Origin of the sequence: Sulfobacillus sp. hq2 (genome assembly GCF_002903155.1) — a bacterium.
In the GTDB taxonomy this organism is placed as follows: domain Bacteria; phylum Bacillota; class Sulfobacillia; order Sulfobacillales; family Sulfobacillaceae; genus Sulfobacillus; species Sulfobacillus thermotolerans.
In genome coordinates, this window is the sequence record NZ_NWUL01000047.1 from 436389 (window position 1) to 462483 (window position 26095).

Genomic DNA, 26095 nt, shown 5'->3' on the forward strand with positions numbered 1-26095 from the left:
ATGTTTTTTGTTTATTAACATAAAAAAACCGTCCGGGCTGAAAGCCCGAACGGTGATAACCCGTTTTCGCTACTAGGATTGCCGTCGCGTCCTTAATAACAGTCCTGCTGCTCCCATCAAACCGACTCCGATTCCCATAATCGGCAATAAGGGCAGGCCCGTAACGGGCGATGTCGCTCCTTTCATCATGGCTGTAGGCGTCGTTGCAGGCCGCGTTACCGCAGGCGTTGAACCAAACTTATTCGGAAATTGAGCGACAATGCCTGACGCCAGATATTGGCCCGCCGTGTACATTAAATTGTAGTCTTGCCACAAACTGGCATCAGATGCCGCAGCTTCTCCCTTAGTGTCATCGAGAAAGGCGGTGGTGATTTGGTTGATGTGTTCTTGTAAAACCGTCGATAGCGTACTTTCACTCAGATGCGGATCGGCCGCGGCCAAAAATTGGCTGAACTGGTTCTTGTATTGCGTCAGTGCCATTTGTGCGGCTTGAGCTCCAGACGCGTTGCCATCTTTAATATCCTCTGCATAGGTGAAGAAGAGCATATGGTGGTTCCACAAGGTCTCGAACTCGCTCGCCGCCTTCGGGCCATAAATACTGCCAATGGCTTGAGTGAGACTGGTGGTATTTTGATTCATAGCTGCCGTGAAGGCTTGTTCCGCGGCGGTATTATTGGCGTAAAGGGCCTGCATTCGCATTTCCAACAAGAAAGCATGCATCCCTAACAGTTGGTCCAAAGAACTTACCAATGAGCCCGCCGCAGTATTCGGAGAGGTACTGGCAAATTTCTCGGGAAACTGCGCTTCAATGCCCGATGCCAAATAATCGGCGGCTTGGTACATCAACCCATAATCCGCGGTGAGTTCCTGCACCGCTCCTGCCTGATTGCCCTGCGTAAAATCATTAAACGCTGCCGTAATTTGATCAATATGCTCTTGGAGCACTGAGGATAAGACGCTGTCACTGAGATGTGGATCAGCACTTGCTAAAAATGCCGCGAAAGCGTCCTTATAATGCGTGAGTGTGGCTTGAGCACTATTCGCGTCGACCAAATCCGTAACGTAGGAAAAAAAGTACATATGCTCGTTCCATAACGATTCAAACTTTTGTCCAGCACTTTGCCCGTAAATACTGGTTATGGCCGCTGTCAACGACTGCGTATTTTGATTCATGACGGCGGTATAGGCATTATAGAGATTGGTATTGCCGCTATATAAGGCTTGCATCCGTAATTCGAGAATCAACGCGTGCTCACCAAGCAGTTGATCCAAATCCACCCGCAAGTTTCCGGCCGCAGTATTCGTCGCCGTGTGATCAAATTTGCTTGGAAATTGCGCGACAATGCCCTGAGCTAAATATCCCCCCGCCGTATACATCAGATTATAGTCCTGCATCAACTCTTGAGTTGCGGCCGCATCATTGCCCGCCACATAATCTTGAAATGCGGTGGTAATTTGATTGATGTGCTCTTGCAACACGGTGGACAAGGTGCTCTCACTCAAGTTCGGATTGGCCCCCGCTAAAAATTGGCTAAATTGGTTCTTATACTGCGTTAACGCCGCTTGGGCGGCCCTAGCACCGGGCGTATTGCCGTCTTTAACGTCGTTCACATAGGTAAAGAAGTACTGGTGCTGCTCCCACAAATGCTCGAACTGCTGACCCGCAGCCGTCCCGTAAATACTGGCTATGGCCTGAGTCAATGCTTGCGTATTCGCATTCATTTGCATCATATAAGCATGATACAAACCTTGGTTGCCACTATAGAGAGCTTGCATCGCCAACTCTAAAATCATGGCATGTTCTCCCAGTAGTTGATCGAGTGCCACTTGTAGATTGACAGCCGGAGTCGATGGGGACTGGTTGTCAAACTTGGCAGGAAATTGTTTTGCAATACCGCCCGCAAGATATCCGCCTGCCGTGTACATCAAGTTATAATCTTGCACGAGTTCTTGCGTCGCAGCGCTATCTTGACCCTGGGCATAGTCATTGAGGGCTGTGGTAATTTGATTGATGTGCTCTTGCAACACGGTGGACAAGGTGCTCTCACTCAAGTTCGGATTGGCCCCCGCTAAAAATTGGCTAAATTGGTTCTTATACTGCGTTAACGCCGCTTGCGCCGCATTTTCCCCCTTTACCGCATTCACGTAGTTAAAGAAGTACATGTGCTGGTTCCACAAAGACGCAAACTTTGTCCCCGCGGCACTGCCATAAATGGACGACACTGCCTGAGTCAGTTGTTGCGTATCTTGGTTCATAATGGATGTTAGGGCATTATATTGCGCGGTATTCCCACTATACAATGCTTGCATGCGCTCTTCGAGTACTAAGGCATGCTCCCCCAGCAACTGATCCAATGTAAGGCGCAATGAGACCCCAGGAGTCGCGGTCATCGACGAGCTCGGTGAAGCAGCAAAGGCCATGGATGCAGATGCCCCAATCGTCGCCACACTCAGGGCTGTCGTACTCAAGATTTTTGTCAGATAACGCATGAATTTTTCCTCCTCGTGATGACTGATTTCACTTCATATACGGAACGCAGAACGAACCCGATCTCTTTTTGGAGAAAAAATTTAAGGTTTTTTTACGAGAAGATTTCCTGGATTTTTTGTGGAAGAGATCGCATCCGAGGATTTTTACGTAGGCCCAAGTAAAGCACGATAACGAGGAGGGAATACCATGCGTCGAACATTCGCAATAAGTCTGGCCGCCTTGGGTCTAGGCATGATGGCCATTCCGTTATGGATTGGCCCCGCGGTGCAATGGACCAGCCAATTTGCTGCTCCGTTACCTACGGTTAAGCCGTCTCGCACCATACAGCCATCTCAATCCTTATCCCCAGAGCCCCAATCACTGCAAGCAGCCCCTCTACAAGACAACCCTAAACCCGGTCAACGCTGTGCAACCCTTTGGATCCCCTCGCTCCATTTGAAAGTGCCCGTCGTCCAAGGCACCGCCTATGGCGAGCTGCTGCTAGCGGCCGGTCATTATCCTGGTTCAGTCATGCCAGGCCAATTAGGCACTAGCGTTATTGCCGCGCATAACGCGACCTATTTCCGACATCTCAACCAATTACGACCGGGCAATCGCTTGATTGTGACAACATCTCAAGGCACATTTTGGTTTGATGTCACAGGCCATGAAATTGTTTCAGATACGGCAGGATTACCCGTCAGTCCCGCATCCACATTAGATCTTGAAGCCTGTGATCCGTTAAATGCCCTGTACTTGACCCCGAATCGATATATCGTTGAGAGTCGACTGGTCCGGTCGGTCCTGACGGACCATGCGACCCCAACGGTTCTCATGCCCCCCGCCTCACCCTATCACGCCATGATCCCGTCTTTTGTGACGGACCACTATTCTTTGTCTCTGCAAGACAATTCTCTACCGATGGGTACCTTGCGCTATCAAGACGCCGGCACAGCAGCCGATTTTACCTACCAGCAATCTGTTTTACCACTGCAAGCCGCAACGGAGGCTGTGAATCTTTGGTTGGCGTTTAAAGACGCAAGCCAAGTAGATAACTCGTCTGCCATGCAAGCTCTTTGGACTCATGCGGTAGGCAACCCTTATGTCAACGCCAAGGCGATTGCATTTCCCGGAACCTTATCCTTGCTCTTTCGCCTCAATGCCTCAGGCCAACCGCTATCCATTACCCTTCGTGACCCGTTTGTCCGGATCAATAATCAACTGTTTTCCGTTACTATGGACACCAAGTTTACCGGCGACACGCTCTTCATTCGCCAAGTGCATTTCGAACGATTAATGTCATCAGGAGGTGCTTCATGACGCGCATTCTTATTCAACGGATTTTGGGCGCCATTTGGTTATGCGATGGTTTACTGCAATTAAAGCCACAAATGTTTACAAGCGGATTTATTACCGCAAACATCTCGTCAAATCTCCCGGGTCAACCGCTTTGGCTTCAACATCTCCTGGAGTGGGAAATCTTCTGGGGATCGCATGCTGAATGGCCCTTTAATTTAATCATTACTCTCACCCAAATATCCATTGGGGTGATGTTGCTAAGCAATCGCTATGTCAAAACAGCTCTAACCCTATCCATTGTTTGGGCCCTTTTGGTATGGCTGTTTGGCGAAGCACTAGGCAATCTTGCGTTCGGCCAGTGGAGTCTCAAAGACGGAGCACCCGGGGCCGCACTACTTTATGCCCTCCTTGGCGTTGCTCTTTGGCCCAGTGCCGATGCCCCCATCCAGTGGAACCGTTTCGCTAAACCTCTGTTGCTCACCCTAAGTCTAGCGGGATGGCTCGAAACCGCGTGGCAATCCTGGTATTATCCCTTTGCCACAACCGGATTTTCCACAGTTCCCAGCCATCTCTTTGCGCTTGGCGTTCTAGGGGCTTTGGCTGCACTTATTTGGCCGCGCCTACGCCGCTTAGGTGCTGCAGGCCTTATCGTTTTGTCCATTTGGGCTTGGATTACCATGCAACAAGCAGGACAATTTTGGCTGCCCTATGCGACGGACTTCAACAGTGGAGCGTTGTGGGCATTATTTGCGCTCGCTTTATACGGCTGTTCCTCCACCAAAAAGGCTCTTCACATAACCGGTTCGGGTGAACACTCGTCCCAGTCCGCATAAGACCAAGATTCAAAGGCCCCCGCTTCAAACACGGGGGCCTTAACGTGCTAAAGGTTCTTCTAACCCGGCAAGGTAGCCATGACCAAAATCGGGGTAGTTGGGGTTTTCGTGCCGCCAACGGGCTCTACCGTAATGGCGAATGCTTCTGGGTGCGGTACGGGCACTTTCAACGCCGAAGGTGTGGAACCAAAAGTTCCCGCCGCAACTGGATGTCCGCCTTGAATCCACCAACCTTCATAGGTTTGCCCGTGGCCGGGAACGGGCAGATGATTTGCCAAAACAACGGCGCGGTTCTTGGACAGATACAAGGCGGCACGGTAAGGCCCATGCGGTGATGTCAAATCCAGTCGTTGACCACTGGCCATGAGTCTAATGACCTGTTCTTGCTGAGAGGCCACATGATGCAAGTGATATGCACTAGCCCAGCCTCCTAACCCGATCACCACAACGGCTGCCCACCCTACTGCCGATGGGAGGAATCCTGTGTGGCGACGTTTGGTAGCCGTCTGGGGTGTAATACGTTCGGCGTTCAGCTTTTCCAGAAATTCTTGGCGTAAACGGTCGTGTTGGTCCCAGTCTTCCGTCACATCGTCCTCATGCGGGTCCAACTGCTGCAACAAGGCCTGGTAGTCATGATAGGCTTTTTGGCAACTGACACAAGTCTGGAGATGGACTTCGAGTTCTGCCGCTTCATCTGAAGGCAACGATCCTGCTGCCAAAAGCGGTAAGTTGAGCTCTAGTCTGTCATGGTCCACTCGTATACACCTCCAAGGCCCTTCGCAATTTTTCCAAGCCTAATCTCAACCGCGTTTTCGCCGTCCCTACCGGGATGTTTTGGCGCCTGGCCGCTTCTTCCGCAGTTTGTCCCCGAATATACACCGCTTCAATCATATTTTTCTGGGCAGCCGGCAAGGTTTCCATCGCTTGATGAAGCGTGGTCTCCGCTTCTCGCTTGACCACGGCCGTCTCGACCTGGTCGCTCGGGCCGCCCTCCAAACCGACCGCTTCGTCGAGACCTGCTTGGGTCGGTTCGCGTGCCACCTTGCGAAGCCGATCTATCGCTCGACTCCGCGCCAACGTTAACAGCCACCCGGTCACCGGCGCCCTTCCGGCATCATAGACAGCCGCCGTTCGCCACACCTGCATAAAGGTGTCTTGAATAACCTCGTCTGCAATGTTTCGATCAGCAATCATCTTTCGACAATACCCTGCCACAATGCCAAAATATTGATCATAAAATTCCATCATGGCTTGCTGATTTCCCTGGGCAATTTGGCTCAGCAACTCGCCTTCGTGACTTGCCATGACATCCGCCTCTCTAACCATGAATCCGAAAATCCGGCGTAAAACGATCTCTCGCCTACGAATTTCATGAAGAAACTTTTGCTTCCGAATCTGTGGGAGACCTACTCTTAGTCGCTCCGGTAGCGACTTAGCAAGCGATATACACCGTAGCTGATTAACAGCGGGTCAAAGACCACACCCCACCCTATACCCATTGTCACATCCGATGGTCCATGAAACCTCGGGAAGACTTGCGCATAAAAGATCTGAAAGGGCCCAAATCCGAGAAAGACAGACCCTTGATGCCACGTCATGGCCCACGACTCATACCGCAGAGCAATTATATAAAGTGCCGCCGCACTAATCGCCCCAATGCCGCTAGCCGTAACGAGCGCCCACCGCTTTGTCAAGCGACGTCATCTCCTCACCACATCAATCAATTCGAACATTTTATGTTAGTATAGCCTACTTTTCGCGTGCCCGTGCGGCAGGTGGCATCGTCCTTAAAGCGGTGACCCCAAGGATTTCGAGATGGTTCACACACCTGGATAGAAAGATCACGCAGAAAGTCGATTCCAAGTTCTTGATGCTCTTGAGTTCTGTTCCCCCATGAACCAATCCTATCAAACTCGACATGCCTCCGCCCATCTCGAGCCAATACACGAACCGAACAATCATCCTGATACGATCGCCATCCACGACCTTTTTCACGTCCATTACTCATTAAATCAACATCTTACCCATTCTCCATACCGTATGATCAGAACCTTCTTCTTGAAGATTGATTAGACCGCACTTTTGATAGAATCGAACAGCACGAAGATTGGCCGGGGATACTCGTAAATGATATTCAGTGACCCCCTGGTTACGGAAGCAATGTTCCGCATAATCAGACAACTGTGCTCCCTTTCCTTGTCCGCGAATCGACGGAACGAGGTAATATAGACTGACAAACCCTATCAACCTCTCCTCATGGTCTCTCGTAAAAATCTCCATTTGCCCAACTGTATCTCCGTGTTCTTCCACCATCACATATCCCCACGGAAATTGAACGGTCCGTTCCGTCAGAAGTTTAACGTATTCACCGGGATTAAAGCCCTTTTCGGAGCCAAAACTCACCCGAAACGAATCCTTCCGAAAGTCGATGCATGTACTGAGGTCCCTTGTCACATCGATAGTGCGGAACGAAAATGCCATCATCTGGCCCCCTCATGAATCCATTTTCCACGCTAGGTATTGATGACAAACGTGGTTAACAAAACCTATGCTGGCCGCTATGCCGTAGTGCTTGAGGCGTAACGCGCTGACAACGATGTCTGACTCATGCCCATAGGTTAGAGCTGGTAACCGGAGGCGGGCTGGATTCGCCAAGAAACCGTCGCGCATGATCCAGACTGTCTTGGGCAGCGGCGATGTCCGTTTCAGCCTCATTCCAAGCGATGTCGATAAGGACTTGGGGAACGATTGACCGCATACCCATTAAATTTTGCCTATTCCATTGAGAATTCCGGACAGGCGGCTTGAGCGGCCGATAGCATCGACAAGCCGGCTCGACGTTTAACAGTCCGGGATGGCTCTTTAGCTCAGCGTGTAATTCAGTAATAGGGGGTTGACCGACACACAAAACTAAATTCTCGAGTACGTTAAGAATTTTGTCGTCGGGAAAAGAAAACACTTCTTCATACAGCTTACGAAATATCTTCTCCCGCCCCGCATCTGTCCTATGTCTTTAAGAATACTTAACCGATCTGTGGGGTGTTTCAGATCCCATTGGTAAAAAGCAGAAGTCGCAGGAATACTCGAGGTGGTGAGAAGAATCAATGACTTGAACTTCGCTGCGTAGTCATAATTTTTTAACCAGTTTCTTAGTGACTTCCAGAAGTCTTCGCTGCGGTCGCTAAGATTATGTTCGGATAAATGGTGCTTTACTTCCGTTTGCACAGAATCCTTAGGGGATATTTTTGCAATATCGCCGTACTGTTCGACATAAATTTGCTCATTCTCTTTTAGTTCTAGGCAATTCTTTACAACGAACAAATATTGATATACATCGCCTAACCTTGTTAGGGTCGCATCATTGCCGAGCCGTTTCATACCAGCAGGCGCCCCTGCTTGTCGCATTCCCGATGTCGGGAGGCGTGTTCATAAGGCGAACCGAGAATGGGCTGTTCAGCGAACTGGTTTTCCATATAGTTTTGACCTACCTCAAAAATTTTTCCGTTTAAAGAGAAAACAAAACTTCCTTTCGTCGTATCCAGATATCGACATTATTAACGATACTCTGAGTTCAGGTCAAAAAATGGGGCCATTATACATCCGAACGGACCCGGACCATTAGGCATATCCCCGAATTTCGTGGAATTTGCAGTTAGCGATCCCCCGTCCGGAGTCTGATTGAGTTAGGGTGTCGAAGCCCAAATTATCCGACCACAGAAGGGAATCACGGTAAATCTCATTATAAAGAAGCCCCACGAAAAGTGACCCTTCTATTCCTCCGAATTGCCCCCGGCGTTGGTGGGCCCTGGTGGACCTGCTTAAAGACGCGGAAGGTAGGCGTCCAGGGACGTTGCAGCAACTCATGGCCTCCGAAGTCGACGCGTTGATGGGCTCGCCCGAAGGGTCAGCACAATTCGAGCCGCAAGACCGTGCGACTCGGAGTCGAGGACGGCTGTGTCTATGTGGGGGACCGGATGTATGCGGCCGAACCCGAGCACGTCAAATTCTCCTTCGCACACGAACGGAAATCCATAGAGGGGCCGACGATTCGTCAAAAAACCCGTTCGGATGCTGAGTGCATCTGACTAGGTCTGGGCGAGCGCCCATTGTTTTGTTCCCAACTAACATGATTATCGCTATGGCCTCCTCCAACTGCCGTCCTAGTATGTCCATGGCGATATCGTCGGTGTCACTTCCGACGCCGCACGGTCGTCGGGCAACCATGGAAATCGCGGCCCATACACATGGTAGCAAATTACTCTTTTTGGGGCAGCCATGTGACGCCCTTCCCATGTTAGTCAGATCCTTGATCTTTGTGCCATTCTTGCCTGCTACAGCTATAAAGATGGCTGAGAAGTGATGGATACTCGAAACGGAAAACCTGGGTATAGCTGGTCGATCACTCCCAAAATTTCGTCAGTCAACGAGCAAGCATCTTCGACGACGTCTTCAAGAGTATTGGCACTGCGCGTCAAAATTCGGTGAAGGCGGTGAAGAGGATTGGCACACATCTGAAAGCAACTTGCTCGCGCCGCAGCCCACGAGCCATGAACAAACCCGGAAGTCCACGGATAATAACGGTCGTAAATATCCTTGAGGTTTGCCTCGATGCTTATGTTCCTAAGGTTGCTATTATCCCAATGGCCTAGATTTATCGGGACAAATTCATGCCACATATCCTCATTAGCAAATGCCTCTATTGTCTCTAGGTTAGCAAATGGAGGCGGGGACACGGATTCATCGAGTTTTAAGAAAGTGAGTTTTGCTTGACCTACACCGTAGGTTCTATACTCCTGCCACTTATGGGGATCCCTTTGCGCAGTAAGATAGGCGATGGTAAGATATACCTCCAATAAGCTACGGAGGCCCATGCGGCCCAAGATGGAAGAGCTGTTTCCAAAGAGAACTAACTCGCCGAGGATGGATAAACTATACGCCGCCATCCCAAACGAAGAATCGTGCTGCGCATCTAATCCGGTGGAAGTGGCCGTGGTCATGGAATGTTCGACCAGTCTACGTTGAACCTCGCGAATTGTTTCTACGGTAGTACCCACTGATGATGCGTTCATGGTCTCGGTCTTCGAGTGTCCCCATGGTTCGCACTGTGTATCGCGCCAACACTGCTGCCAAAATGCTTCGGCCCAACCAGAAGAGGCCAACCCCGTTGCCGCCGAAAGGGCACCTTCTGTGGCACGGATCATGGGTCTTACCTTATGCAAGTCTCCCCGTAGTGGATAGTCTTTGAGTTCCTCAACCAATTCTTGCGAAGGCAAGACTAACTCGCCGGCAACGACCTTAACGAGAACGCGCACCCACCTTGAATCGGTTGCCGCTTCAGACTGCGGATCCAAAATACAGATTACCGCATCTCTTAGGTCCATCCAGTCATCTTCTTCAGGCTGTAGACCGATAGCGTTTTCCCATGCATTGCGAGCTGGCAAGTCTTCAAGCAACAGAAGTGGCCGTAATGTCCTTTTGAGTATGCAACTCGACGTTAGCGCCGTAAGTACTACAGATTGCACAGATTGTGGTAAGGCGGAAATCCCTGTCTGAGTGACATCCAATGTCTTCGGGATCGAAGCTAAACCGTGTACGGCTAACGCTACCCCCCGAAACACGGTAAGAGTACTGGCCCGGCCAATCCGTGCGAGCAACAATCCGGCCCATAGGAATTCTGGAAGCCTCTGATCAAGCCAAGACGTTAGGGGTAGATTTGGTATTGTAGACATAGGTGGAATTAGCGATTTGCCTTGTCTCGTGTGCTGACCTACCGTCGAATGCCGTGAACCTGCCCTTTTAGGGTTTTTTTTCTTTTTGGACATCGACCTGCTCCTTCCCCAACAATATGAATCATGAAGAGCTACTCTTCCACGGTGAATTGGAGGGGTCCAACTCGAAGTGCATGGTACCCATATTGACATCCAGTCTGAGAAGCTCAGTCAGGCGGTTCGTTCGAATGCTTATGCTTAGGAATTCAGTTCGCATCCTAAATGTCAGAGGAGAACTCGAATTCGCCCCCCCGCACCTACACCCACTCGATCTTCCCATCCTGAAGAAAAAAGTGACTTTTGCAGCCCACCTTTCTCCATACCGAAGGATACAGGGACGGTTCACCGTTGGGCCCTCTCTTCAACTTCCAACATGGCCGTGCTTTAGGAAGGAGATTAAGCTGAATCAGAGCACCACAGTTGCAGGGGCACAGAAACCCGACCGCCCATTCGTACGGAGGGTCTCCCAAAACATAGAGCACGTTTTGCTTTGGCATCTCCGGTAACGCATCGCAATTTATGACCGTATATTGGCCGACTCGTCGACGGAGTCCCAGCCATCCAAGAATCCGAAGAATACCATCCCTAACTTTACTGTACAACATTCATCTCACCCAACGGGGGGACGGTGTCTCCCCGGCCGACGTAGGGAGCCAGGCTCGATTTGACGTTTGGAGCAGGCTCGTACCGAAAATAGGCGTCACTCAAGTTGAATCGACCTGCGCTACAATCGGCATTTCTGAACCAGCGAAACCCATGAATGCGCGCTAAGAAATCATTCACGGCGAGACTTGCGGCTAACGTATTAACGCTAATGACCGCAGGGCGCTCTTCGCGGATTCCCTGAATGTAGCCCTCGTCCAACAAACCCTCATATTCCTCGGGGTCAGTGCGTTTTAGGTGACTCGCCCTAAGTTGCTCCGAGGTGTATGCCTTCCGTTCCAATAGGGTTGGGCCATCAGGGGTCAGGTAGTGCACCGAGACCCCGACGAACTCAACCCCGCCGTTTCCGTCAGCCTCTATGCCGACTCCTACATCCCAATATGGCAGGCTGTAGTACACTGCAAGCTTATTAAGCAAATCGCGACCGACTATAGAATCCATACACCCAAAGACCATGTCGCATTGTGCAAGGGCGGCGATCGCCGACGTGTGATAAAGGTCTGTGTGAATCGGCAACACTTTCGTATTTAGCCCACTCTGCTTTATTGCCCTCGCTATGACATCGACCTTGTAAATTCCGATATCCCGCCTAGAGCTGTTGTAAATACGCCCTAAATTCTTCTTCTCTATCGTGTCAGCATCCACAAGTACCAAGGAACCCACGCCAAGCCGAAACAACATTTCAACAAGGGGACTGCCTGTACCCGAAACACCGACTACACCCACCGACAGCTTACGGAGGATAGCAGTCGTACCTTGTCCAAAAGTTTGGTGAGTACGCTGTTGGATTTCGTCCATATCTTCATCGACCGGGTCTGCCTCATTCATGCGGTTCCAGATGTAAATGTCGTCGCCCGCGACAACCACCGATTCGAAGTATACGGGAGTGGCTCCACCATCCCAAGCTCTCGCCACGATTCGACCTCCGGGGAGCATTACCGCACTAACCAAGACGAAGTCGCGTTGAAACCATCCCGCCAAACTTTCATACAGACAGCGGTCTGATTCATCGTCCAGTTCTGAAAATGATTGGCTGCCATCTGGGTGGCTATGGATTTTAAGAACGACGAACTGCTGAGTTGAATTTTCAGCTATTAATTCGGAGAGCAATTTAGTCGACCAAGTGACTCGACTGCTAGTCCTCTCGGTACACTCACTGTAAGGGATGTGCTCGATGCAATGAACTGCAACGATTCGTTCAACGCGACCTGTATCTTGACGCTCCGCGACGCCACACAGGGACACACTCACTGCCTCAAGTCCGTCATCGGTTAACAAATGCTTTCTAAGCGCGTCGTATTGGTGACCTGTCATTCTCAATTTGTACTGTTTTGTAATCATTTGACCCTCTCAAATTCCCGGCGCAACCATTGCTCGATGAGGAGCAGATGGGTTACCAGCGAATCATTTCCGGGATCCCATGGAGCTTGAGATGTGCGATGCCTAGACCAACGCTGAAACGCCCGGCCATCAATCTGTTCGACCACATTCACCTGGGCGATCGACTTGTTATCGGCTCGTGACAAAGCCGGCGTGAAATAACACATATCCAGCCCTTGTCGAAGGTAATCTAAGGATGGAAACTGTACCGCCAGAGTAGCCTCCGTCACATTGTAGCCTGGGGGTATGGGAAAGTGACTCACCAGCAGCCAAAGCTTCTTCCCTTCTATGATGGTCTCCCAGTGGTAACCCTTGGCGTCCATGTACTGCTCGTCATCCGAATCTAGGTTGAATTGTCTTCTCACTTTGACCCTTCCGTTTGGTCCAATTTCATGTAAGTGAACCGTTCAAGACCCTTACGTGTCAATTCGACCACTTCAGTTAATTCGATGGGCTCGACCACCCCGTGCTTGAACTTCTGATTCAGCTGGTACTGGGTCACCGGAATCAGTTGAGCAAGTTCGAGAATTTGCTTACCCGTTATTGTCGGCTCACTCCAAATGAGAAGCTTGTTTCCGACTTTGAATCGGTATTCAACACCGTGCGTCGGTACCTCCTTACCATCTCTTGCGAATTCCTCGATATCGACAATATTAGCCATCAATCCTCTTCCTTCCCGTTAATGATCCAGAGCGATTGCTTCCGTAAATCATCAGTTTTTATTTCCTACCTCATGTCCAATGACCGCCGCTACAATTGCCCCAATTGCGGCACCTACGGGCCCTCCAACGAGAGCCCCCACGAATCCTCCTGCCGCCCCTCCAAACGTGGCACCTACCACTGCTTTCGCCTTCTTGGCCATGAGTGTATCCTCCTTTCGCATTTCCCCAATCCGCTGTTACGCTTAATAGCGTATTCTGTCCTATAAAAAAAGTCAAGCCTCACAGGAAGAAGCCAAGTTCCCCACTTTGGTTCGAAGCATACCCGACTTTAGCAAGTCGAACTTTGGCTGCCTGTTCGGATACATGAAAAAGTTCTTGCATTGCTCTTACCAACTTGGACTCATCCGAAATAGTTGATGAACTTCCATTCCCCATAGAGTCAATTAACTCTCTTATTGCCGTGTACGGCATTAAAAAAGCTCCACATGCATATCCAGCCTGCCATTCCATCCAATCGACCGGATGGACGCCCAGCACAGCCTCCCGATGACAGCGGGCCTCCAACAAACCGTTGGCAAACTCAAATTCGATCTGATTTTTCTTTTTAAGCCAAAGCGGGTTATGAAAGACTACATGTCCTAATTCGTGTGTCAATGTGGTCCGCAGCCGATTTTCCCTTTTGGGTTCCCAAAGCCGTTCCGAAATCCGTACTGTTGGCTGAGTACCAAATTCGGTCAGTCCTTCGACATCCTCGCCTTCTTGAGACAAGTCCGCCATGGAGTCCAAGTTTGCGTGCTGCTCAATCAGTACGGTCAAATCGTCCGTTTTAATCGGAAAGGAAAGCGCGCCGCGTCGGGTAATCGCGAACTCTCTAATAATAGCCGCGCATCTGTCTTCCATCTCTATGCCTTCGTAGTACGGACGATAATCAAACCGACCAGTATTGTCCGGTATCCATCTCATATAGTGCGATTCTCCCCAACAACGTTAACGTGGATCGTTCTTCTTTTCTATTGCGCGCCGAAACGCTCGGATTCCTTTTTCGACCGCATCTGGTTCTAATTGAGTAGTCTCCAAATCTTGAAGGGCTTGTGGAAGCTGTCGTGCCAAGATGCTGAGGTAGGCTTCCGCAACTCCCAACTGGGACGCGAGTTGACGGATATAGTAGGCTGGCGGAGGGTTGCGACGTCCGTGCTCTATGTCGTTGAGGTATTGCAACGATATGGGAGTTCCGTCCTCCTTCAAGATTCGCGAGGCAAGATCCTTTTGGCTTAAGCCTAACTTCTTTCGCGCGTCGGCAATGTACGCACCAAAATCATTCATCATTTACCACCTTCCGCTTAATAGCAGAATATCAGAGATATACAACAATCACAACAGTTAAGCTCGCTAGTAGTATCTCGGTCACTGTTTCTATGGCTTACAATCTGCCACTTCCTGAGTTCCTCATTCGTAGACTCCCTTTTGGTCGTCTATTTCCTTACCAAACAGAATCCTCGCAGCTCCCTCCGCCTGTTGATTTGGCAAGGCATGCGCGTAGACCTGCAAAGTAAACGCCACACTGGCATGCCCAAGTCTCTCCGATACGACCTTGGGGTTTATCCCGCTCGCCAACCAGTGCGTCGCCATCGCATGGCGCAGGTCATGCAATCGCCACGTGTTCGGTAAACCAGCCTTTGCCAATAGCTTCTTAAACGCGAGCGTGATCTGACTGGGGTCCAGCGGCGTACCCCTTGAGGTGGTAAACACAAATCCGGTTTCCCCCAGTCGTCCCCGGCGACCTGCCTTTCCAGCTGTTGTTGCTTGCGTTGCGCCTCCAGTTCGTTGACAAGAATCTCGGGAATGGTAATCGTCCGTACACCGCGTTGCGTTTTGGGAGTGTTGAGAGTGCGGCGCTTTCGCCCACTTCCCGAGAATGTCCGCTGAATGGTGACAACACGGCGCTCCCAATCTATATCCTCCCACCGCAGGGCCAAAGCCTCGCCGCGTCGGACACCCGTTAATGCGATAAACTTCCACAACACTCGCTAACCCATCCCCAGTATTCATGTCGGCATGTTCTGTATAGACAAAATATTCGACGCAAAGGAAAATCGGGATCCCCTGGCGAAGTATGCATTGCCATGACTCTGCGCCGAAGGGGGATCCCGATGATTCAACGACAGTCTATCACGACGTTTTTTCAAACGCACGGCCACTTACGCAAATCTCAACGCACGACGCTCGCTGCGTTGGTCTGGGCGGTTATCCCGTCTCCGCGTTTAGGATCCGCCATCATCGGGCGCCATCTGGCGATGGCGGACGAGATCACCACCAGCGCCAAACATACGATCAAGCGGGTGGATCGTTTTTTGGGCAATTCGCGGATGGATATGGGGTGAGCGCAAGGCGATGTGATTGCTTATCTCCTCAATGCTGTACGAGGCGTTACTCACCCTCGACTGGACCGATCCGAAGGATGGAGTGCATCAATTTCTGTCTTTAAATTGGCGGGCCCATGGCCGCGCGATTCCCTTAGGCTGGATCACCGTACGGAAAGACGCCTTAAAGGATCGCATGCGGGCCATTGAAGTGAACCTGTGTCAGCGCGTGGCCTCCTACATCCCTCTTACCTGTCATCCCATTCTGTTGGCCGATCGAGGCTTTGCCGCCGTCGAACTTTTCGGGGGTTGGCACACCATGACCTGGTTTGGCGCACCCTGATCCGCACCGTGCGCAACTTTTGCCGTCGCATCCCGCCTGTCCCGATCCGGGGTCTGAAGACAGACGCGGGGCCATAAAATCCGAGGAGCGCCCACCATCCTTCCGGCCCGATTCGCCACCTGCGGGCGAATCGGGCATGGCCTGGCATTCAGGTGGTCTGCCTTTCGCGGCCTACGAAAATGCGCGCTGGGCCTCCAGGATGCGTCACTTTCGGCGCTCCAAACAGCGACCGAACCGGCTGGGTTGTTACAAAAACTCTATTTTTGTGGTACAAACTGGGGATCAGTCAGCCCCAGAACGGTCCGTATTCGGTTCCATCGACAGCAGAACCCGCTTTTTATCTTTCTTGGCGAGCCATCGTGTCTTGAGGAGAGGGACTGTGGCACGGCAATTTTTACAGGTCACCGTCCGCGCCCAAAGATACGCGACGTCGCAGTTCGAGAGCTACCGAGAAGTCACAGTCTTATCAACCGAGAATGCCAATCTTGTCCAAAAACTCCTTGGGATTGAGCACGTGAATTCGCTGGTCGCGGAGGTAGGCCTTCACCTCCTCCGCATCCCACAAATCCGCATCTCCACTGACCAAAAACTGGGCCTTTCCCCTTTCCGCCGTCTCGATCACCACATTGTCATCCGGGTCCCGACATACACGGACCGTGTGATGGATCGGGATAACGACGGCATGTCTCCTCAGGAGTGCCTGTAGGGCCTGAACGTCTTCATCCGTCACGCCGTATTTCCGCACGATCTTGGGCCGTCGCAGAACCTCCACTAGCTCTTCCAACAGGGGCTCACTGGTGACAACGGTAAACCGCAGATCTCGATAGGCGTCCAGCACTCGCGCCGGCATTCCGTTCCGGTAAATCAATCCCGAAACCCAGACGTTGGTATCAATGACCGCGTTCATCGTCGTCGAGTTCTCACGTCGTGCCTCGCCTCGCGGATATCGCGCTCAATTTGGTCGGGATCGATGGCAGGAGACACGCGGCTACGCACCCGCTCGATGAGAGCCGTCATATCGCTTTGCCACGTCACATCGTTTTCTAATCGACTGCGCAAGAACTGGTCCACCGCTTGCCGAACAAAATCGGCCACCGGCTTATTCTCTTCGGCAGCCAGATGTTTGAGGAGTCGTAACTGGTCCTCGTCCAGATAAATGTTGGTCCGCTGCATGCCATCTCCTCCTTGCTATGTGGGCCATAGTCTCAACGACTCATAGCTCTCCCATCAGTCTATGTATTCATTATACATCGTGATGTATGTCCGCAAACTTCGAACGTGTGAAATACACCCGCGAAGTTTGCCATGACTCATTGACGCCTCAGAATTCTCAGTAGCAAATCTGGCGCTGGCCGTTACCATCGCGAGCGTCTCTACTGTCACGTCTTTCAGCTCCGCGCTCGGGCCGGATAAAACTTGCTGTGTTTGCGCATTTTGAGGCAAATAAAAATGGCCTCCGATCCTCGGAAGCCTTGCGGAAATTGACTTTGGCGGGAGCATGTGGGAATCGAACCCACCATCGACGTCTAACGCCGACCACTGGATTTGAAGTCCAAGGAAGGCACCATGCCCTCAACTACCCCCAAAGCTGCTTTATTGTACGGAAAAAAACGTAATTTGTCAAAATCACGCAGCACTATTCTTGCTCGGCCATCTTTAGCCACTCTGATGACGTGGGCGGATACAGACCTGTCGACAAATAACGCTCGCCGGAATCTGGAAAAATGACGGCTATGTGTTTGCCATCATAGTCCCCCGTGTCTAATAGATGCTGGACAGCCCAATACGCAGCCCCCGAGGACAAACCGACCACCAAGCCTTCTTCGCGTGCTAACAATTGGGTGGCTTGAATAGCGCCTTCATCCGGGACATCCACCACCTTCGTGACCACTGACATATCGAGGACTTGGGGAATAAAGCCAGCGCCAATGCCTTGAATACGGTGGTTGCCGGCTGGCTTGCCGTTCATGACCGCCGAATTTTCTGGTTCCACGGCGACAATTTCGATATCCGGATTGACGCGTTTGAGGAATTTACCCGTGCCCGTTATCGTACCGCCAGTTCCCACTCCAGCAACAAGCACATCGACATGCTGTCCCATTTGCTCCCAAATTTCCGGCCCGGTTGTCATCTCATGAATCGAAGGGTTTGCTGGATTTTCATGTTGGCGCAACATTAGCGCATCAGGCAGCGATGCCTCCAAGGCCTTTGCCCGAAGAATCGCTCCCGCGGTCTTTTCCTCCCGCGGCGTCTCAATGATTGTAGCGCCATAAGCCCAAAACAGCTGCTTGCGCTCCGAGCTTTGTCCCTCCGGCATAAAGACCACCAAGCGCAGATGGTTCAAAGCACAGACCATCGCTAACGCAATCCCGGTATTCCCGGACGTCGCTTCAATGATGACGGTCTTGGGACCGACTTTGCCTCGGTCCATGGCATCTTTAAGCAACGACCATGCCGTTCGGTCCTTAATCGATCCGCCAGGATTGAAAGATTCCAGTTTCGCAAAGACCTGGGCGCGCGGAGCTAAAGAATCTAAAAGAACCATTGGTGTGTGGCCAATAAGGGATGACAAATCCGCCATAATATCTCTCCTTAAGCAAAAAAGCCTCCAGTTGCAGGCAATTGCCGCAAAGAAGGCCTTTTCAATAGTCTCACGCCATCATTCTGTTGGCGGTTGTTGTTCCTTTATAACAGCTTGTGCCGGATATTCGGTTGGTGCTGGTGCTGCCGGATTTTTGGTTTCTTCCGTCATTTGATTCATGGACTGCTTGAATTCTCGAATACTTTTGCCCAGTCCCGAACCGATTTCCGGAAGTCTTTTAGGTCCAAAGATTAAGAGCGCCACGACGAGTAATACAATAATATGCATAGGTGATAGCAAATCCATAGGACAATCCCCTTTCTAGTCACCCGAAACCTTGTCTGCCATATAGGCTATTATAGCACGACTACGCATTAAACATGCTTTATTTTGCTGCGCGCAACAATTACCTCATGCGCTGCCATTTCCCGCGTGCTCTCCATGGGCTCTAAGACCACCTCACCATCATATTTGCAATCCAGAGCCCACTCAAGCAATAGGTCCGTTAAATGCGGATTTTTGGGCAATAACGAGCCGTGCAAATAAGTGCCAATGGTGTGATTCTTCCATGCTCCTTCCGTCCCGTCTTCTCCGTTATTTCCCTTGCCCAGCCGAACGGTGCCTAAGGCTTGACTGCTTGGACCCAAAAATGTGCGGCCGCCGTGGTTTTCAAAACCTACAAGCGTTTTCGGATAATCAAAGAGCGGCGTCTCACACACGACATCCCCAATGGCCCGGGTAGACCCAGCTTCTGTGGTAACGTCCAAGTAGCCCAGGCCCTGAAGCCTTTGGCCATCCGCCGTCTGATAGTGATGGCCCAATAACTGATAGGCGCCACAAATCGCGAGCATTGGCACCCCCTTGTCAAGAATTGCCATAAGAGGTTCCGCGCGGCGCAAAAAATCTTCATAAATCCGGGCTTGATGGGAATCTTCCCCGCCCCCCATAAACACTAAATCGACCGCATCCCAATCCACCGGATCGTCTAAATCCACATCGATAACACGAACCGCGATACCCCGACCCAAGGCGCGATACCGCAAAGCCAAGACATTGCCGCGGTCCCCATATAAGTTCATATGACGTGGATACAAATGGGCAATGGTCAGGTCCATGGTGCTGTCCCTTCTTTCTGAAATATTTCGTCAAGCGCCTCTATAAGACGATTGGAATCTTGAGGGGTTTTAACCGCAATGCGGACGTACTCCTTATCCAACCCTTCAAAGTCACGCGCATCGCGCACCAAAATCGCGCGAGCCCTCAATGCCGCAATCACCGGGTCCAAGGGCATCCGTGGAGAAAATAAGACAAAATTTGCCTCCGCCCCTTCACGAACTGTCCCCCATTGGCGAAGCAGGTGTGACACTCGCTCACGCTCTTGCTGAAGATCTTCGCGGGTTTGTGAAAAATACTCTTGATCCTGAAGCGCTGCCTGAGCCATGGCTTGCGCCACCAAGGATACGTGCCATGGAAGTGCGTATCGGCGCACAGCCTGTATATAGTCAGATGTCCCGACCAAATATCCCACGCGCAAGCCTGCTAACCCATAAAACTTGGTGAGTGATCCGATGACAATCAAATGGGAATCCCGTTCAGCGTGCTGACTTAAGGTAATGTTTCTCCAGTCCGGGATAAATTCTAAAAAAGCTTCATCGACGACCAACAGTGAACCCTGACGCTGTGCCCATTTTACATACGGAAGGAGTTGCTCTGCGCGAAGAACCTCTCCCGTAGGGTTAGCCGGATTGGCCAAAAACAACAGACCCGAGCGATTTGTTATGTCTTCAATGCGAGAAATGGACTCTACCGTCATTCCGTGTATTTCTGCACGTTCTTGGTATTCACTAAAAGCAGGAATTTTAACAAATACCTGCGTTGGCCGAAACACTTGCAACACCAAGTCAATGGCTTCGACCCCCCCTGCGGTCAACATGAGGTGGCTTTTCGCGATATGCAGGTGCTGCGCGGTTATCTGGGTGGCCTCTCGTGCTTTCCAGTCCGGATAACGATCAATCCTATTCACCAACGTTGGCCATAGTGCCCGAGCTTTCGGCCCTGGGCCATACGGCGAGATACTGCTTGATAAATCGAGCATAGGATAAGGCCCAGGTTCTAGTGAAGCCCAGTCTCCTCCATGCATTCTCTCATCTCCAAATCCAGCTCCATGAGCCTACAGCGAGCACCGCAAGCTCCGTAAAGATGACGGTCGCTCCTAAAATATCGCCATTTAATCCTGAAAAGATCCGCTGCCAATAGCTCACGAACATCGCCGCCAGCAGCACAACCACCGCGTCTAACACCAAAGCACGGGGACCTATTAACCAATAACTGAGCCCCACCGTTAACAAACTGCTGATGATGCTGCCCCTAGGGTCGGTCATCTGTTGGACCCATTGTGCCAATTGGCTTTGGGCAGAGGCTTTGGGCAAAGCCGTGGCCACACTAATGACTCCGCGCGCAAAGACGGGACTCAAAAATAAAAGAGGCCAACGGAGGGTGTCAGCCCCCAGCCGCCACAGCTGCACCATAGCCACAAACCCGGCCACGAGCCATAGCACGCCTATAGCTCCGATGCGTGAATCCTTACGGGCTTGTTCCCGGCGGCCAGGCCCAGCTCCCCACCCATCAAAGACATCAGCCCATCCATCCCAGTGCATGCCGCCTGTCAATAAAATTTCGCTGACGATAGCGCCGGTCGCTCGCAATGGTACCGGCATCCCTGAAAATAGTTTCCACCAGGCCAGCCACAAGACACCGACACCCGCCCCCACTACAGGAAACCAAGCCAATGCCCATGAACGTTTGGCGCCGTGCTCGCTAAAAGGTCCCATGGGAATGCGGGTTAACAAGCTCACGGCTTGGCGCAACCCGTCTATGACAGCCACCGCCCTGTTGCCATGAATGCCACAAAGCCTAACACCAACGAGACGACCAGCGTGACCCGCATCGTAATCGACACGGCTTGAATAATCATCGGGACCGAAAGGGCCCGGTCGCTGCGGCCAATTTTGGGCCTAAGCGAAACGACCCCTTGATAGGTATTGACACCGCCTAAGCTTACCCCCAAAGCCCCCGCCATGGCCGCTTCAGAGATGCCACTATTAGGGCTGGGATGACGCCTGCCATCCGCACGCATCACCGCGAAGGCCTGGTGTAAACGCCCATCAACACCTGCCGCCACAGCAATCGCCGGGCCTGAAATGCGGGCCGGAATCCAGTTAAACCAATCGTCCGTGCGCGCTGCAAACCACCCTAAATCTTGGTATTCTGCGGAACGGTGTCCAATCATCGAATCCATCGTATTCACTGCTTTATAGAGCCAAAGCCATGCAGGGCCCCCGATAAAGGTAAACAAGAGAGGAGCTACGATACTGTCACAGGTGTTTTCCGCCACGGTCTCAATCGTCGCGCGAATCATTTCACTTTGTGACAATTTTTCCGTATCACGACCAACAATCATGGAAAGATAATAGCGGGCTTCATTCCATTTTCCTTGAGCCAATGGCCGGTAAACCGCCAATGCCGCCTCCGCTAAACCCCGTACCGCCACCCCCCAGTAGGTGAGCAACACAATGAGCAAACGAAATAGCCAGATGGATACCACATGGGCCACGATCAATAAAGCCGTCACCAAGCCCAGAACAATGACCATAACGAGCATCGTAAGCGCCATGCCGGCCCAACGCAGTTGCCGAGGGCTATGAGCGATATAGCGGGCCACTTTTTCGAGCCGTGTAACTAACATGCCAATTAAGCGTACAGGATGAAAACGCCACGGTGGATCGCCGAACAGAATATCCAGCACGAGTCCCAACAAAATCCAGGCAGCTTGACTAGCCCCCCACCAAACGGATAAGAGCAGCGATATCGACATATTGTTCTATCACCTCTTTCCATTGTCGGATTACAGATTCAAACACGTCGCCAGCCAAGAGCGACCGCGCACCGAGTTGACGAATGATGCGGTGACGAAATTCTGGATTATGAAAAACGCCGTGCAAGTACGTCCCCCAGATGTGGCCGTCTTCAGTAGTCAAGCCGTCTGAACGGTCATCTAACGAAAACAAAGGCGCATACCTGGTTTGGTTTTGAGATTCCACCCGTGTCGTGTCGCCCATATGCAATTCATAACCGTGCACGTGCTCACCTTGCCATGGGCCAGCACAGACAAAACCACTCACTTGACGCGTAATCTTAGTCTCCGTCAATACGGTCTCAATCGGCAGCAACCCCAAACCGTCTTCTTGTGACAAGGCATGGCTCTCGACCCCCAAAGGATCGCGCACGGATTCTCCCAGCATTTGATAGCCTCCACAGATTCCGGCGACCATGATGCCCTCATAGGCCCATTTCTTGATAGCATCCGACCATCCTGACCGCTTCAACCATGCCAAATCGGCCAGGGTATTCTTACTGCCCGGCACAACCACCAAATCGGGCGGCTCCGATGGCAAATCAGAAGTAAAAATCACGTCAACATCGGGTTCCATCCGCAAGGGATCAAAGTCGGTAAAATTGCTCATGTAAGGCAAGGTCGGCACTACCACCGTCACCCGCGCCGAACCCTTTCCCCCTTGCGGTACGCCTAGGCTATCTTCTTCAGGAAATTGCAAAGGAACATAGGGCACGACACCCAATACCGGCTGATGCGTCAAGGATTGCAAGATCTGCACACCTTCTGTAAATAAGGATGCATCCCCCCTAAACTTGTTGATAATCAATCCTTTAAGACGCGTTTGCACAGTTTCGGGTAACAACGCGACCGTTCCGTATAACGACGCAAAAATCCCGCCGCGGTCGATATCCCCCACCAAAATCATGTCGGCATCCGCATATTCTGCCATGCGCACGTTGGATAAATCAGTGTGCATCAGATTCAATTCCACAGGGCTACCCGCCCCTTCAATAATCACGACATCGTATTGGGCGGCTAATCGATCATATGACTCTGTGACCGCACGAAACAACTCATCACGATTGTAACGAAAATGATGGGTGCCGTATGCGCCTTGGACCTGTCCATGCACAATCAATTGCGATTGCTGGGCACTTTGCGGTTTGAGCAGTATCGGATTCATATCGCGATGCGGAGCAATTCCAGCACTCCAGGCCTGCAATGCCTGAGCATAAGAAATCTCCGCGCCTTCACGGGTGATATAGGCATTAAGAGACATGTTTTGAGCTTTGAACGGAGCCACCCGAATTCCCCGGTCACGAAAAACCCGGCATAGTCCGGCCACCATCCATGTTTTCCCTACATGAGAACTTGTCCCAAGGACACTCAGCGCTTTGGCGGTCATACGGGTCGACCCTTTATCCACAACGGTAACCCCGCGACGACGAGCACGACGCTGGTAGCTAACTCGGCCAATCGTTGATTGACTTGGCCTAAGGCATCGACAAAGGACCGTGTTTGTGGGGACGAAGCCAATAGCCCCCAGCCGACTTCTTCGCTCACAACGACTGTGTCCCCTTGCCTTTGGGCCAAAAGAGAAAGCCGATTGAGCCACTCCGTGAAATGCTCAGAATTCTCGAGCAGCATACGGCTTAACACAGGACCAATACCATCCCACAATACCGGAGCGTCCGTCGCTAAAGACAAGATACGTGCCACCGGATCACTTGGTTCTTGCCATAGGGTCCAATCTTGCGGGCGCCGCAGGCGGTGTGCCGCAAGTCTTCCCTGAAACTCCACATCGGTCGGGTCCATTAATGTTTCATCGATTGTCGCGATGTATTGTACCCCCATATGCCCCATGGTCGACCCGATCAGCCGTTCGGCAAATGCGCTTTTCCCTGACGCGCTGCCGCCAAGCACCAGCCAAAGGGACATCTAATCTCCCCAATTCTTTACGTAATTTGTCTTCATTATAGCAAGGCTTTTCGGGATTCAGATAATGCGGCATGAGATTTTACCGAAAAAGCCGTCCCAAGGGGAGGCTTTTTCGGTAAACATTGCGGTAAAGTCTTTTATTTCTTTGCAAGACCCCATACATAACCGGACACATTTGTCGCTTGTTGAGGCGTTAGCGATCCCGGATCTGTAGCCGGCATATTGTGCGCTACAAATGCCTCCAATGCCGTCTCGCTGCCAAATCGCGAGACCACGGTGGGGGAAGCCGCCAATTTGGGTCCTTGACTGGTTCCGGCACCATTTTTCCCGTGGCAAGACTGACATGTGGAGGCATAAAGTTTTGCGCCTGTTGTGATGTTAGGCGGAGAGACTTTGGTATTGTCGGCGGCATTATAGGGACTGGTTTTAACATTTTTAGGAACGTTGCCAGAATGCCGGGCGCTTTGCTTAACGTTAGATGGAGCGCTGGAATTATGACCGCAGGCACTAATAGTGGTTGTCAAAACCGCGGCAAACAGCATAATCGAAAAAACGCGCCGTTGCATCTGTTCATCCCTCCCTTCTACCTCCTAGCGTGGCCGCGGGGAGAAGCGGTTATACAGAACACGACAATCCCTTACCTTGTAAGTTAGGCCGGTCAAAACGGTATAATAAAGGTGAGAACCTGCACAAAAGAAGAAGATATTAACGGAAGGAACATGCCCTAATGCCTGACGAAACCACCTTAGCCTATGGGCTGAGCGATGATCTGAAAAACCGCATCGAGCAAGAATATATTCATGAAGGCGCATTATATGGCCATTTACCGCAAAAGCAATTAAGCCCGGAAGAGATGCGCGCGCTGAAAAAAGTTGGATGGACCCCGCGCGACTACCGCGATAATCCCATTATGGAAGCCCCTCAGTCCACCATTAATTGGGATCAATTAAGCGCGGAACATCGCGATCATGTGTTACACGCAATTAGCCACCGGTTGCCACAAGGAGCGCCATGGGCGGGCAATCGCCAAGCTATCTTAGAAGAATTAATCGCGTCGGCTTGGGACGAAAGGGAAGAGGAGATGCGTATTCTCTTAAATTCGTGGACATTTGCTGCCGCTTGGTCTGGCCATCCCAACCAAAACGACCGGCTCGTTGAAAGCCGCCAAACATTTTATTTTTACACAGCCAAAATGCGTGATACCGCCGAACAGGCTCTGCATTTAGCGACAGAGCCTCCGGGAGATGATGATGCTTTTTGGGGATTTGTCGAAGCGCTTAATAGCTAGGCCTATCTATAAATATTTGGCCATAAACACTTCCGCCACCATGCGGCCTTGGATCACAAATTGGCCAGGCCGCGCCGCTTCCTTGTGATATCCATGATGCTCATAAAACCGGATGGCTCGCTCGTTACTTTCAAATACCGATAATGCGATCTTTTGCACGGCCCCGCGTGCCGCCCATTCTTCCATCGTAGCGATTAATCCCGCACCCCGGCCTTGACCGCGAAACGCTTCACTTAAAGCCATTCCAAAGGTCACGACGTGACGATTTTTACGAAACGTTCCGCGCACCGCTTCTAAGGTGCCAAACACCTGTCCTTGGCTTTCCGCCACCAATACCAATTGCACGGCATCATTAAGCTGCGTTAGAATGCGCCGTTGTTGTTCGGCAGAATAATAGTCCTCTTCGTTGGCAATATACACCTCTTCTCGACCCACGGTGCGAATCAGCGAAACAATATCGTCCGCGTCATCGGGATACGCGGACCTTACCACGTAAGGCATTCCGCTTTTGTCTATGTACAGTGACTTGATGGGCATGGGACTGATGTGTCCTCCTGATAATGGCCTGTCTTGTTCTAGACAATAATTCTCCATGCCCATACAAATCTCCTGCTA

The 26095-nt window shown here is 51.4% G+C and carries 32 protein-coding genes and 1 tRNA gene; 5 read left to right on the forward strand and 28 right to left on the reverse strand.

What is annotated here, in order from left to right; all coding sequences use genetic code 11:
- Positions 1-72: 72 nt before the first annotated feature.
- Complete coding sequence (locus CO251_RS15550) at positions 73-2490, reverse strand: hypothetical protein (RefSeq protein ID WP_103376698.1); 2418 nt, start codon at positions 2488-2490, stop codon at positions 73-75.
- 187 nt (positions 2491-2677) lie between these two features.
- On the opposite strand from CO251_RS15550, the gene CO251_RS15555 reads away from it, so the two are divergent.
- Together CO251_RS15555 and CO251_RS15560 are read left to right on the forward strand one after the other, a co-directional pair.
- Complete coding sequence (locus CO251_RS15555) at positions 2678-3790, forward strand: class D sortase (protein WP_103376699.1); 1113 nt, start codon at positions 2678-2680, stop codon at positions 3788-3790.
- Positions 3787-4602, forward strand: coding sequence for a hypothetical protein (locus tag CO251_RS15560; protein ID WP_103376700.1), 816 nt, complete (start codon positions 3787-3789; stop codon positions 4600-4602). The genes CO251_RS15555 and CO251_RS15560 overlap by 4 nt, the downstream gene beginning before the upstream one ends.
- A gap of 59 nt (positions 4603-4661) precedes the next feature.
- Here the strand turns inward: CO251_RS15560 and CO251_RS15565 are convergent, their stop codons facing one another.
- The 14 genes from CO251_RS15565 to CO251_RS15630 form a co-directional block, all read right to left on the reverse strand.
- Positions 4662-5357: an anti-sigma factor gene (locus CO251_RS15565; RefSeq protein WP_158246390.1), complete on the reverse strand. Its 696-nt coding sequence runs from the start codon at positions 5355-5357 to the stop codon at positions 4662-4664.
- Positions 5347-5907, reverse strand: coding sequence for an RNA polymerase sigma factor (locus CO251_RS15570; protein ID WP_103376702.1), 561 nt, complete (start codon positions 5905-5907; stop codon positions 5347-5349). The genes CO251_RS15565 and CO251_RS15570 overlap by 11 nt, the downstream gene beginning before the upstream one ends.
- Before the next feature lie 107 nt (positions 5908-6014).
- A complete protein-coding gene (locus CO251_RS15575; protein ID WP_103376703.1) occupies positions 6015-6296 on the reverse strand; it encodes a hypothetical protein in 282 nt (93 codons plus the stop codon).
- 313 nt (positions 6297-6609) lie between these two features.
- Entirely contained in the window at positions 6610-7086 is a 477-nt protein-coding gene (locus CO251_RS15585) for a GNAT family N-acetyltransferase (RefSeq protein WP_207654696.1), read from the reverse strand.
- Positions 7087-8939: 1853 nt separating this feature from the next.
- The gene (locus tag CO251_RS15595; protein ID WP_146039111.1) at positions 8940-10256 is read right to left on the reverse strand and encodes a DUF5677 domain-containing protein; all 1317 of its coding nucleotides are present in this window, start codon (positions 10254-10256) and stop codon (positions 8940-8942) included.
- A gap of 371 nt (positions 10257-10627) precedes the next feature.
- Positions 10628-10975 carry a DUF6527 family protein gene (locus CO251_RS18125; protein WP_369825295.1) on the reverse strand — a complete coding sequence of 116 codons (348 nt, stop codon included), beginning with the start codon at positions 10973-10975 and terminating at the stop codon, positions 10628-10630.
- Positions 10962-12374, reverse strand: a complete 1413-nt coding sequence (locus CO251_RS15605; protein WP_103376708.1) for a ThiF family adenylyltransferase — start codon at positions 12372-12374, stop codon at positions 10962-10964. Before CO251_RS15605 ends, CO251_RS18125 begins: the two co-directional genes overlap by 14 nt.
- Positions 12371-12778, reverse strand: coding sequence for an E2/UBC family protein (locus CO251_RS15610; RefSeq protein ID WP_207654697.1), 408 nt, complete (start codon positions 12776-12778; stop codon positions 12371-12373). The genes CO251_RS15605 and CO251_RS15610 overlap by 4 nt, the downstream gene beginning before the upstream one ends.
- The gene (locus CO251_RS15615; RefSeq protein WP_103376709.1) at positions 12775-13074 is read right to left on the reverse strand and encodes a multiubiquitin domain-containing protein; all 300 of its coding nucleotides are present in this window, start codon (positions 13072-13074) and stop codon (positions 12775-12777) included. The genes CO251_RS15610 and CO251_RS15615 overlap by 4 nt, the downstream gene beginning before the upstream one ends.
- 51 nt (positions 13075-13125) lie before the next feature.
- Positions 13126-13275, reverse strand: a complete 150-nt coding sequence (locus CO251_RS17480; protein ID WP_158246391.1) for a glycine zipper domain-containing protein — start codon at positions 13273-13275, stop codon at positions 13126-13128.
- A 79-nt stretch (positions 13276-13354) separates the two neighbouring features.
- Positions 13355-14038, reverse strand: coding sequence for an ImmA/IrrE family metallo-endopeptidase (locus tag CO251_RS15620; protein ID WP_103376710.1), 684 nt, complete (start codon positions 14036-14038; stop codon positions 13355-13357).
- A 24-nt stretch (positions 14039-14062) separates the two neighbouring features.
- Positions 14063-14401 (reverse strand): helix-turn-helix domain-containing protein, encoded by a 339-nt coding sequence (locus tag CO251_RS15625; RefSeq protein WP_103376711.1) that lies wholly within the window; start codon positions 14399-14401, stop codon positions 14063-14065.
- Positions 14402-14521: 120 nt separating this feature from the next.
- Positions 14522-14782: a tyrosine-type recombinase/integrase gene (locus tag CO251_RS17940; RefSeq protein ID WP_255398175.1), complete on the reverse strand. Its 261-nt coding sequence runs from the start codon at positions 14780-14782 to the stop codon at positions 14522-14524.
- On the reverse strand, positions 14674-15099 hold the full coding sequence (locus tag CO251_RS15630) for a site-specific integrase (RefSeq protein WP_255398170.1): 426 nt from the start codon (positions 15097-15099) through the stop codon (positions 14674-14676). The genes CO251_RS17940 and CO251_RS15630 overlap by 109 nt, the downstream gene beginning before the upstream one ends.
- A gap of 126 nt (positions 15100-15225) precedes the next feature.
- On the opposite strand from CO251_RS15630, the gene CO251_RS15635 reads away from it, so the two are divergent.
- Positions 15226-15456 carry a hypothetical protein gene (locus CO251_RS15635; protein ID WP_103376712.1) on the forward strand — a complete coding sequence of 77 codons (231 nt, stop codon included), beginning with the start codon at positions 15226-15228 and terminating at the stop codon, positions 15454-15456.
- Between the two features lie 16 nt (positions 15457-15472).
- Complete coding sequence (locus CO251_RS15640) at positions 15473-15778, forward strand: hypothetical protein (protein WP_146039112.1); 306 nt, start codon at positions 15473-15475, stop codon at positions 15776-15778.
- A gap of 466 nt (positions 15779-16244) precedes the next feature.
- Here CO251_RS15640 and CO251_RS15645 read toward each other — a convergent pair whose 3' ends face one another.
- The 12 genes from CO251_RS15645 to CO251_RS15695 form a co-directional block, all read right to left on the reverse strand.
- Complete coding sequence (locus tag CO251_RS15645) at positions 16245-16685, reverse strand: putative toxin-antitoxin system toxin component, PIN family (protein ID WP_103376714.1); 441 nt, start codon at positions 16683-16685, stop codon at positions 16245-16247.
- Positions 16682-16951, reverse strand: coding sequence for a ribbon-helix-helix protein, CopG family (locus CO251_RS15650; RefSeq protein WP_103376715.1), 270 nt, complete (start codon positions 16949-16951; stop codon positions 16682-16684). Before CO251_RS15650 ends, CO251_RS15645 begins: the two co-directional genes overlap by 4 nt.
- Positions 16952-17266: 315 nt before the next feature.
- Positions 17267-17362: transfer RNA gene (locus CO251_RS17485), tRNA-Sec, on the reverse strand.
- A 52-nt stretch (positions 17363-17414) separates the two neighbouring features.
- Positions 17415-18359 carry a cysteine synthase A gene (gene cysK / locus CO251_RS15655; RefSeq protein ID WP_103376716.1) on the reverse strand — a complete coding sequence of 315 codons (945 nt, stop codon included), beginning with the start codon at positions 18357-18359 and terminating at the stop codon, positions 17415-17417.
- A 78-nt stretch (positions 18360-18437) separates the two neighbouring features.
- Positions 18438-18665 (reverse strand): twin-arginine translocase TatA/TatE family subunit, encoded by a 228-nt coding sequence (locus CO251_RS15660; RefSeq protein ID WP_103376717.1) that lies wholly within the window; start codon positions 18663-18665, stop codon positions 18438-18440.
- A 68-nt stretch (positions 18666-18733) separates the two neighbouring features.
- Positions 18734-19474, reverse strand: coding sequence for a type 1 glutamine amidotransferase (locus CO251_RS15665; protein WP_103376718.1), 741 nt, complete (start codon positions 19472-19474; stop codon positions 18734-18736).
- Complete coding sequence (locus CO251_RS15670; protein WP_103376719.1) at positions 19465-20499, reverse strand: histidinol-phosphate transaminase; 1035 nt, start codon at positions 20497-20499, stop codon at positions 19465-19467. The genes CO251_RS15665 and CO251_RS15670 overlap by 10 nt, the downstream gene beginning before the upstream one ends.
- A 4-nt stretch (positions 20500-20503) precedes the next feature.
- Positions 20504-21244 carry an adenosylcobinamide-GDP ribazoletransferase gene (locus tag CO251_RS15675; RefSeq protein WP_103376720.1) on the reverse strand — a complete coding sequence of 247 codons (741 nt, stop codon included), beginning with the start codon at positions 21242-21244 and terminating at the stop codon, positions 20504-20506.
- A complete protein-coding gene (gene cbiB, locus CO251_RS15680; RefSeq protein ID WP_103376721.1) occupies positions 21232-22233 on the reverse strand; it encodes an adenosylcobinamide-phosphate synthase CbiB in 1002 nt (333 codons plus the stop codon). The genes CO251_RS15675 and cbiB overlap by 13 nt, the downstream gene beginning before the upstream one ends.
- Complete coding sequence (locus CO251_RS15685; RefSeq protein ID WP_242968644.1) at positions 22193-23680, reverse strand: cobyric acid synthase; 1488 nt, start codon at positions 23678-23680, stop codon at positions 22193-22195. Before CO251_RS15685 ends, cbiB begins: the two co-directional genes overlap by 41 nt.
- Entirely contained in the window at positions 23656-24192 is a 537-nt protein-coding gene (locus CO251_RS15690) for a bifunctional adenosylcobinamide kinase/adenosylcobinamide-phosphate guanylyltransferase (RefSeq protein WP_103376723.1), read from the reverse strand. Before CO251_RS15690 ends, CO251_RS15685 begins: the two co-directional genes overlap by 25 nt.
- Positions 24193-24329: 137 nt before the next feature.
- Positions 24330-24758 carry a c-type cytochrome gene (locus CO251_RS15695; RefSeq protein WP_103376724.1) on the reverse strand — a complete coding sequence of 143 codons (429 nt, stop codon included), beginning with the start codon at positions 24756-24758 and terminating at the stop codon, positions 24330-24332.
- Between the two features lie 161 nt (positions 24759-24919).
- Here CO251_RS15695 and CO251_RS15700 point away from each other — a divergent pair, with 161 nt between their 5' ends.
- Positions 24920-25480 (forward strand): hypothetical protein, encoded by a 561-nt coding sequence (locus tag CO251_RS15700; RefSeq protein ID WP_103376725.1) that lies wholly within the window; start codon positions 24920-24922, stop codon positions 25478-25480.
- A 6-nt stretch (positions 25481-25486) separates the two neighbouring features.
- On the opposite strand, the gene CO251_RS15705 is transcribed toward CO251_RS15700, so the two are convergent.
- Positions 25487-26017, reverse strand: coding sequence for a GNAT family N-acetyltransferase (locus tag CO251_RS15705; RefSeq protein WP_158246392.1), 531 nt, complete (start codon positions 26015-26017; stop codon positions 25487-25489).
- Positions 26018-26095 lie beyond the last annotated feature (78 nt).

Bases quoted from the DNA above. Each gene is read 5' to 3' on its own strand.
- CO251_RS15585 (WP_207654696.1), bottom strand. From the start codon at position 7,086: ATGATGGCATTTTCGTTCCGCACTATCGATGTGACAAGGGACCTCAGT.
- CO251_RS15665 (WP_103376718.1), bottom strand. From the start codon at position 19,474: ATGGACCTGACCATTGCCCATTTGTATCCACGTCATATGAACTTATAT.
- CO251_RS15705 (WP_158246392.1), bottom strand. From the start codon at position 26,017: ATGCCCATCAAGTCACTGTACATAGACAAAAGCGGAATGCCTTACGTG.
- CO251_RS18125 (WP_369825295.1), bottom strand. From the start codon at position 10,975: ATGTTGTACAGTAAAGTTAGGGATGGTATTCTTCGGATTCTTGGATGG.
- CO251_RS15625 (WP_103376711.1), bottom strand. From the start codon at position 14,401: ATGATGAATGATTTTGGTGCGTACATTGCCGACGCGCGAAAGAAGTTA.
- CO251_RS15700 (WP_103376725.1), top strand. From the start codon at position 24,920: ATGCCTGACGAAACCACCTTAGCCTATGGGCTGAGCGATGATCTGAAA.
- CO251_RS15690 (WP_103376723.1), bottom strand. From the start codon at position 24,192: ATGTCCCTTTGGCTGGTGCTTGGCGGCAGCGCGTCAGGGAAAAGCGCA.
- CO251_RS15695 (WP_103376724.1), bottom strand. From the start codon at position 24,758: ATGCAACGGCGCGTTTTTTCGATTATGCTGTTTGCCGCGGTTTTGACA.
- CO251_RS15555 (WP_103376699.1), top strand. From the start codon at position 2,678: ATGCGTCGAACATTCGCAATAAGTCTGGCCGCCTTGGGTCTAGGCATG.
- CO251_RS17480 (WP_158246391.1), bottom strand. From the start codon at position 13,275: ATGGCCAAGAAGGCGAAAGCAGTGGTAGGTGCCACGTTTGGAGGGGCG.
- CO251_RS15615 (WP_103376709.1), bottom strand. From the start codon at position 13,074: ATGGCTAATATTGTCGATATCGAGGAATTCGCAAGAGATGGTAAGGAG.
- CO251_RS15560 (WP_103376700.1), top strand. From the start codon at position 3,787: ATGACGCGCATTCTTATTCAACGGATTTTGGGCGCCATTTGGTTATGC.
- cbiB (WP_103376721.1), bottom strand. From the start codon at position 22,233: ATGTCGATATCGCTGCTCTTATCCGTTTGGTGGGGGGCTAGTCAAGCT.
- CO251_RS15550 (WP_103376698.1), bottom strand. From the start codon at position 2,490: ATGCGTTATCTGACAAAAATCTTGAGTACGACAGCCCTGAGTGTGGCG.
- CO251_RS15645 (WP_103376714.1), bottom strand. From the start codon at position 16,685: ATGAACGCGGTCATTGATACCAACGTCTGGGTTTCGGGATTGATTTAC.
- CO251_RS15570 (WP_103376702.1), bottom strand. From the start codon at position 5,907: ATGGCAAGTCACGAAGGCGAGTTGCTGAGCCAAATTGCCCAGGGAAAT.
- CO251_RS15620 (WP_103376710.1), bottom strand. From the start codon at position 14,038: ATGAGATGGATACCGGACAATACTGGTCGGTTTGATTATCGTCCGTAC.
- CO251_RS15635 (WP_103376712.1), top strand. From the start codon at position 15,226: ATGATTCAACGACAGTCTATCACGACGTTTTTTCAAACGCACGGCCAC.
- CO251_RS15605 (WP_103376708.1), bottom strand. From the start codon at position 12,374: ATGATTACAAAACAGTACAAATTGAGAATGACAGGTCACCAATACGAC.
- CO251_RS15670 (WP_103376719.1), bottom strand. From the start codon at position 20,499: ATGCATGGAGGAGACTGGGCTTCACTAGAACCTGGGCCTTATCCTATG.
- cysK (WP_103376716.1), bottom strand. From the start codon at position 18,359: ATGGCGGATTTGTCATCCCTTATTGGCCACACACCAATGGTTCTTTTA.
- CO251_RS15660 (WP_103376717.1), bottom strand. From the start codon at position 18,665: ATGGATTTGCTATCACCTATGCATATTATTGTATTACTCGTCGTGGCG.
- CO251_RS15650 (WP_103376715.1), bottom strand. From the start codon at position 16,951: ATGCAGCGGACCAACATTTATCTGGACGAGGACCAGTTACGACTCCTC.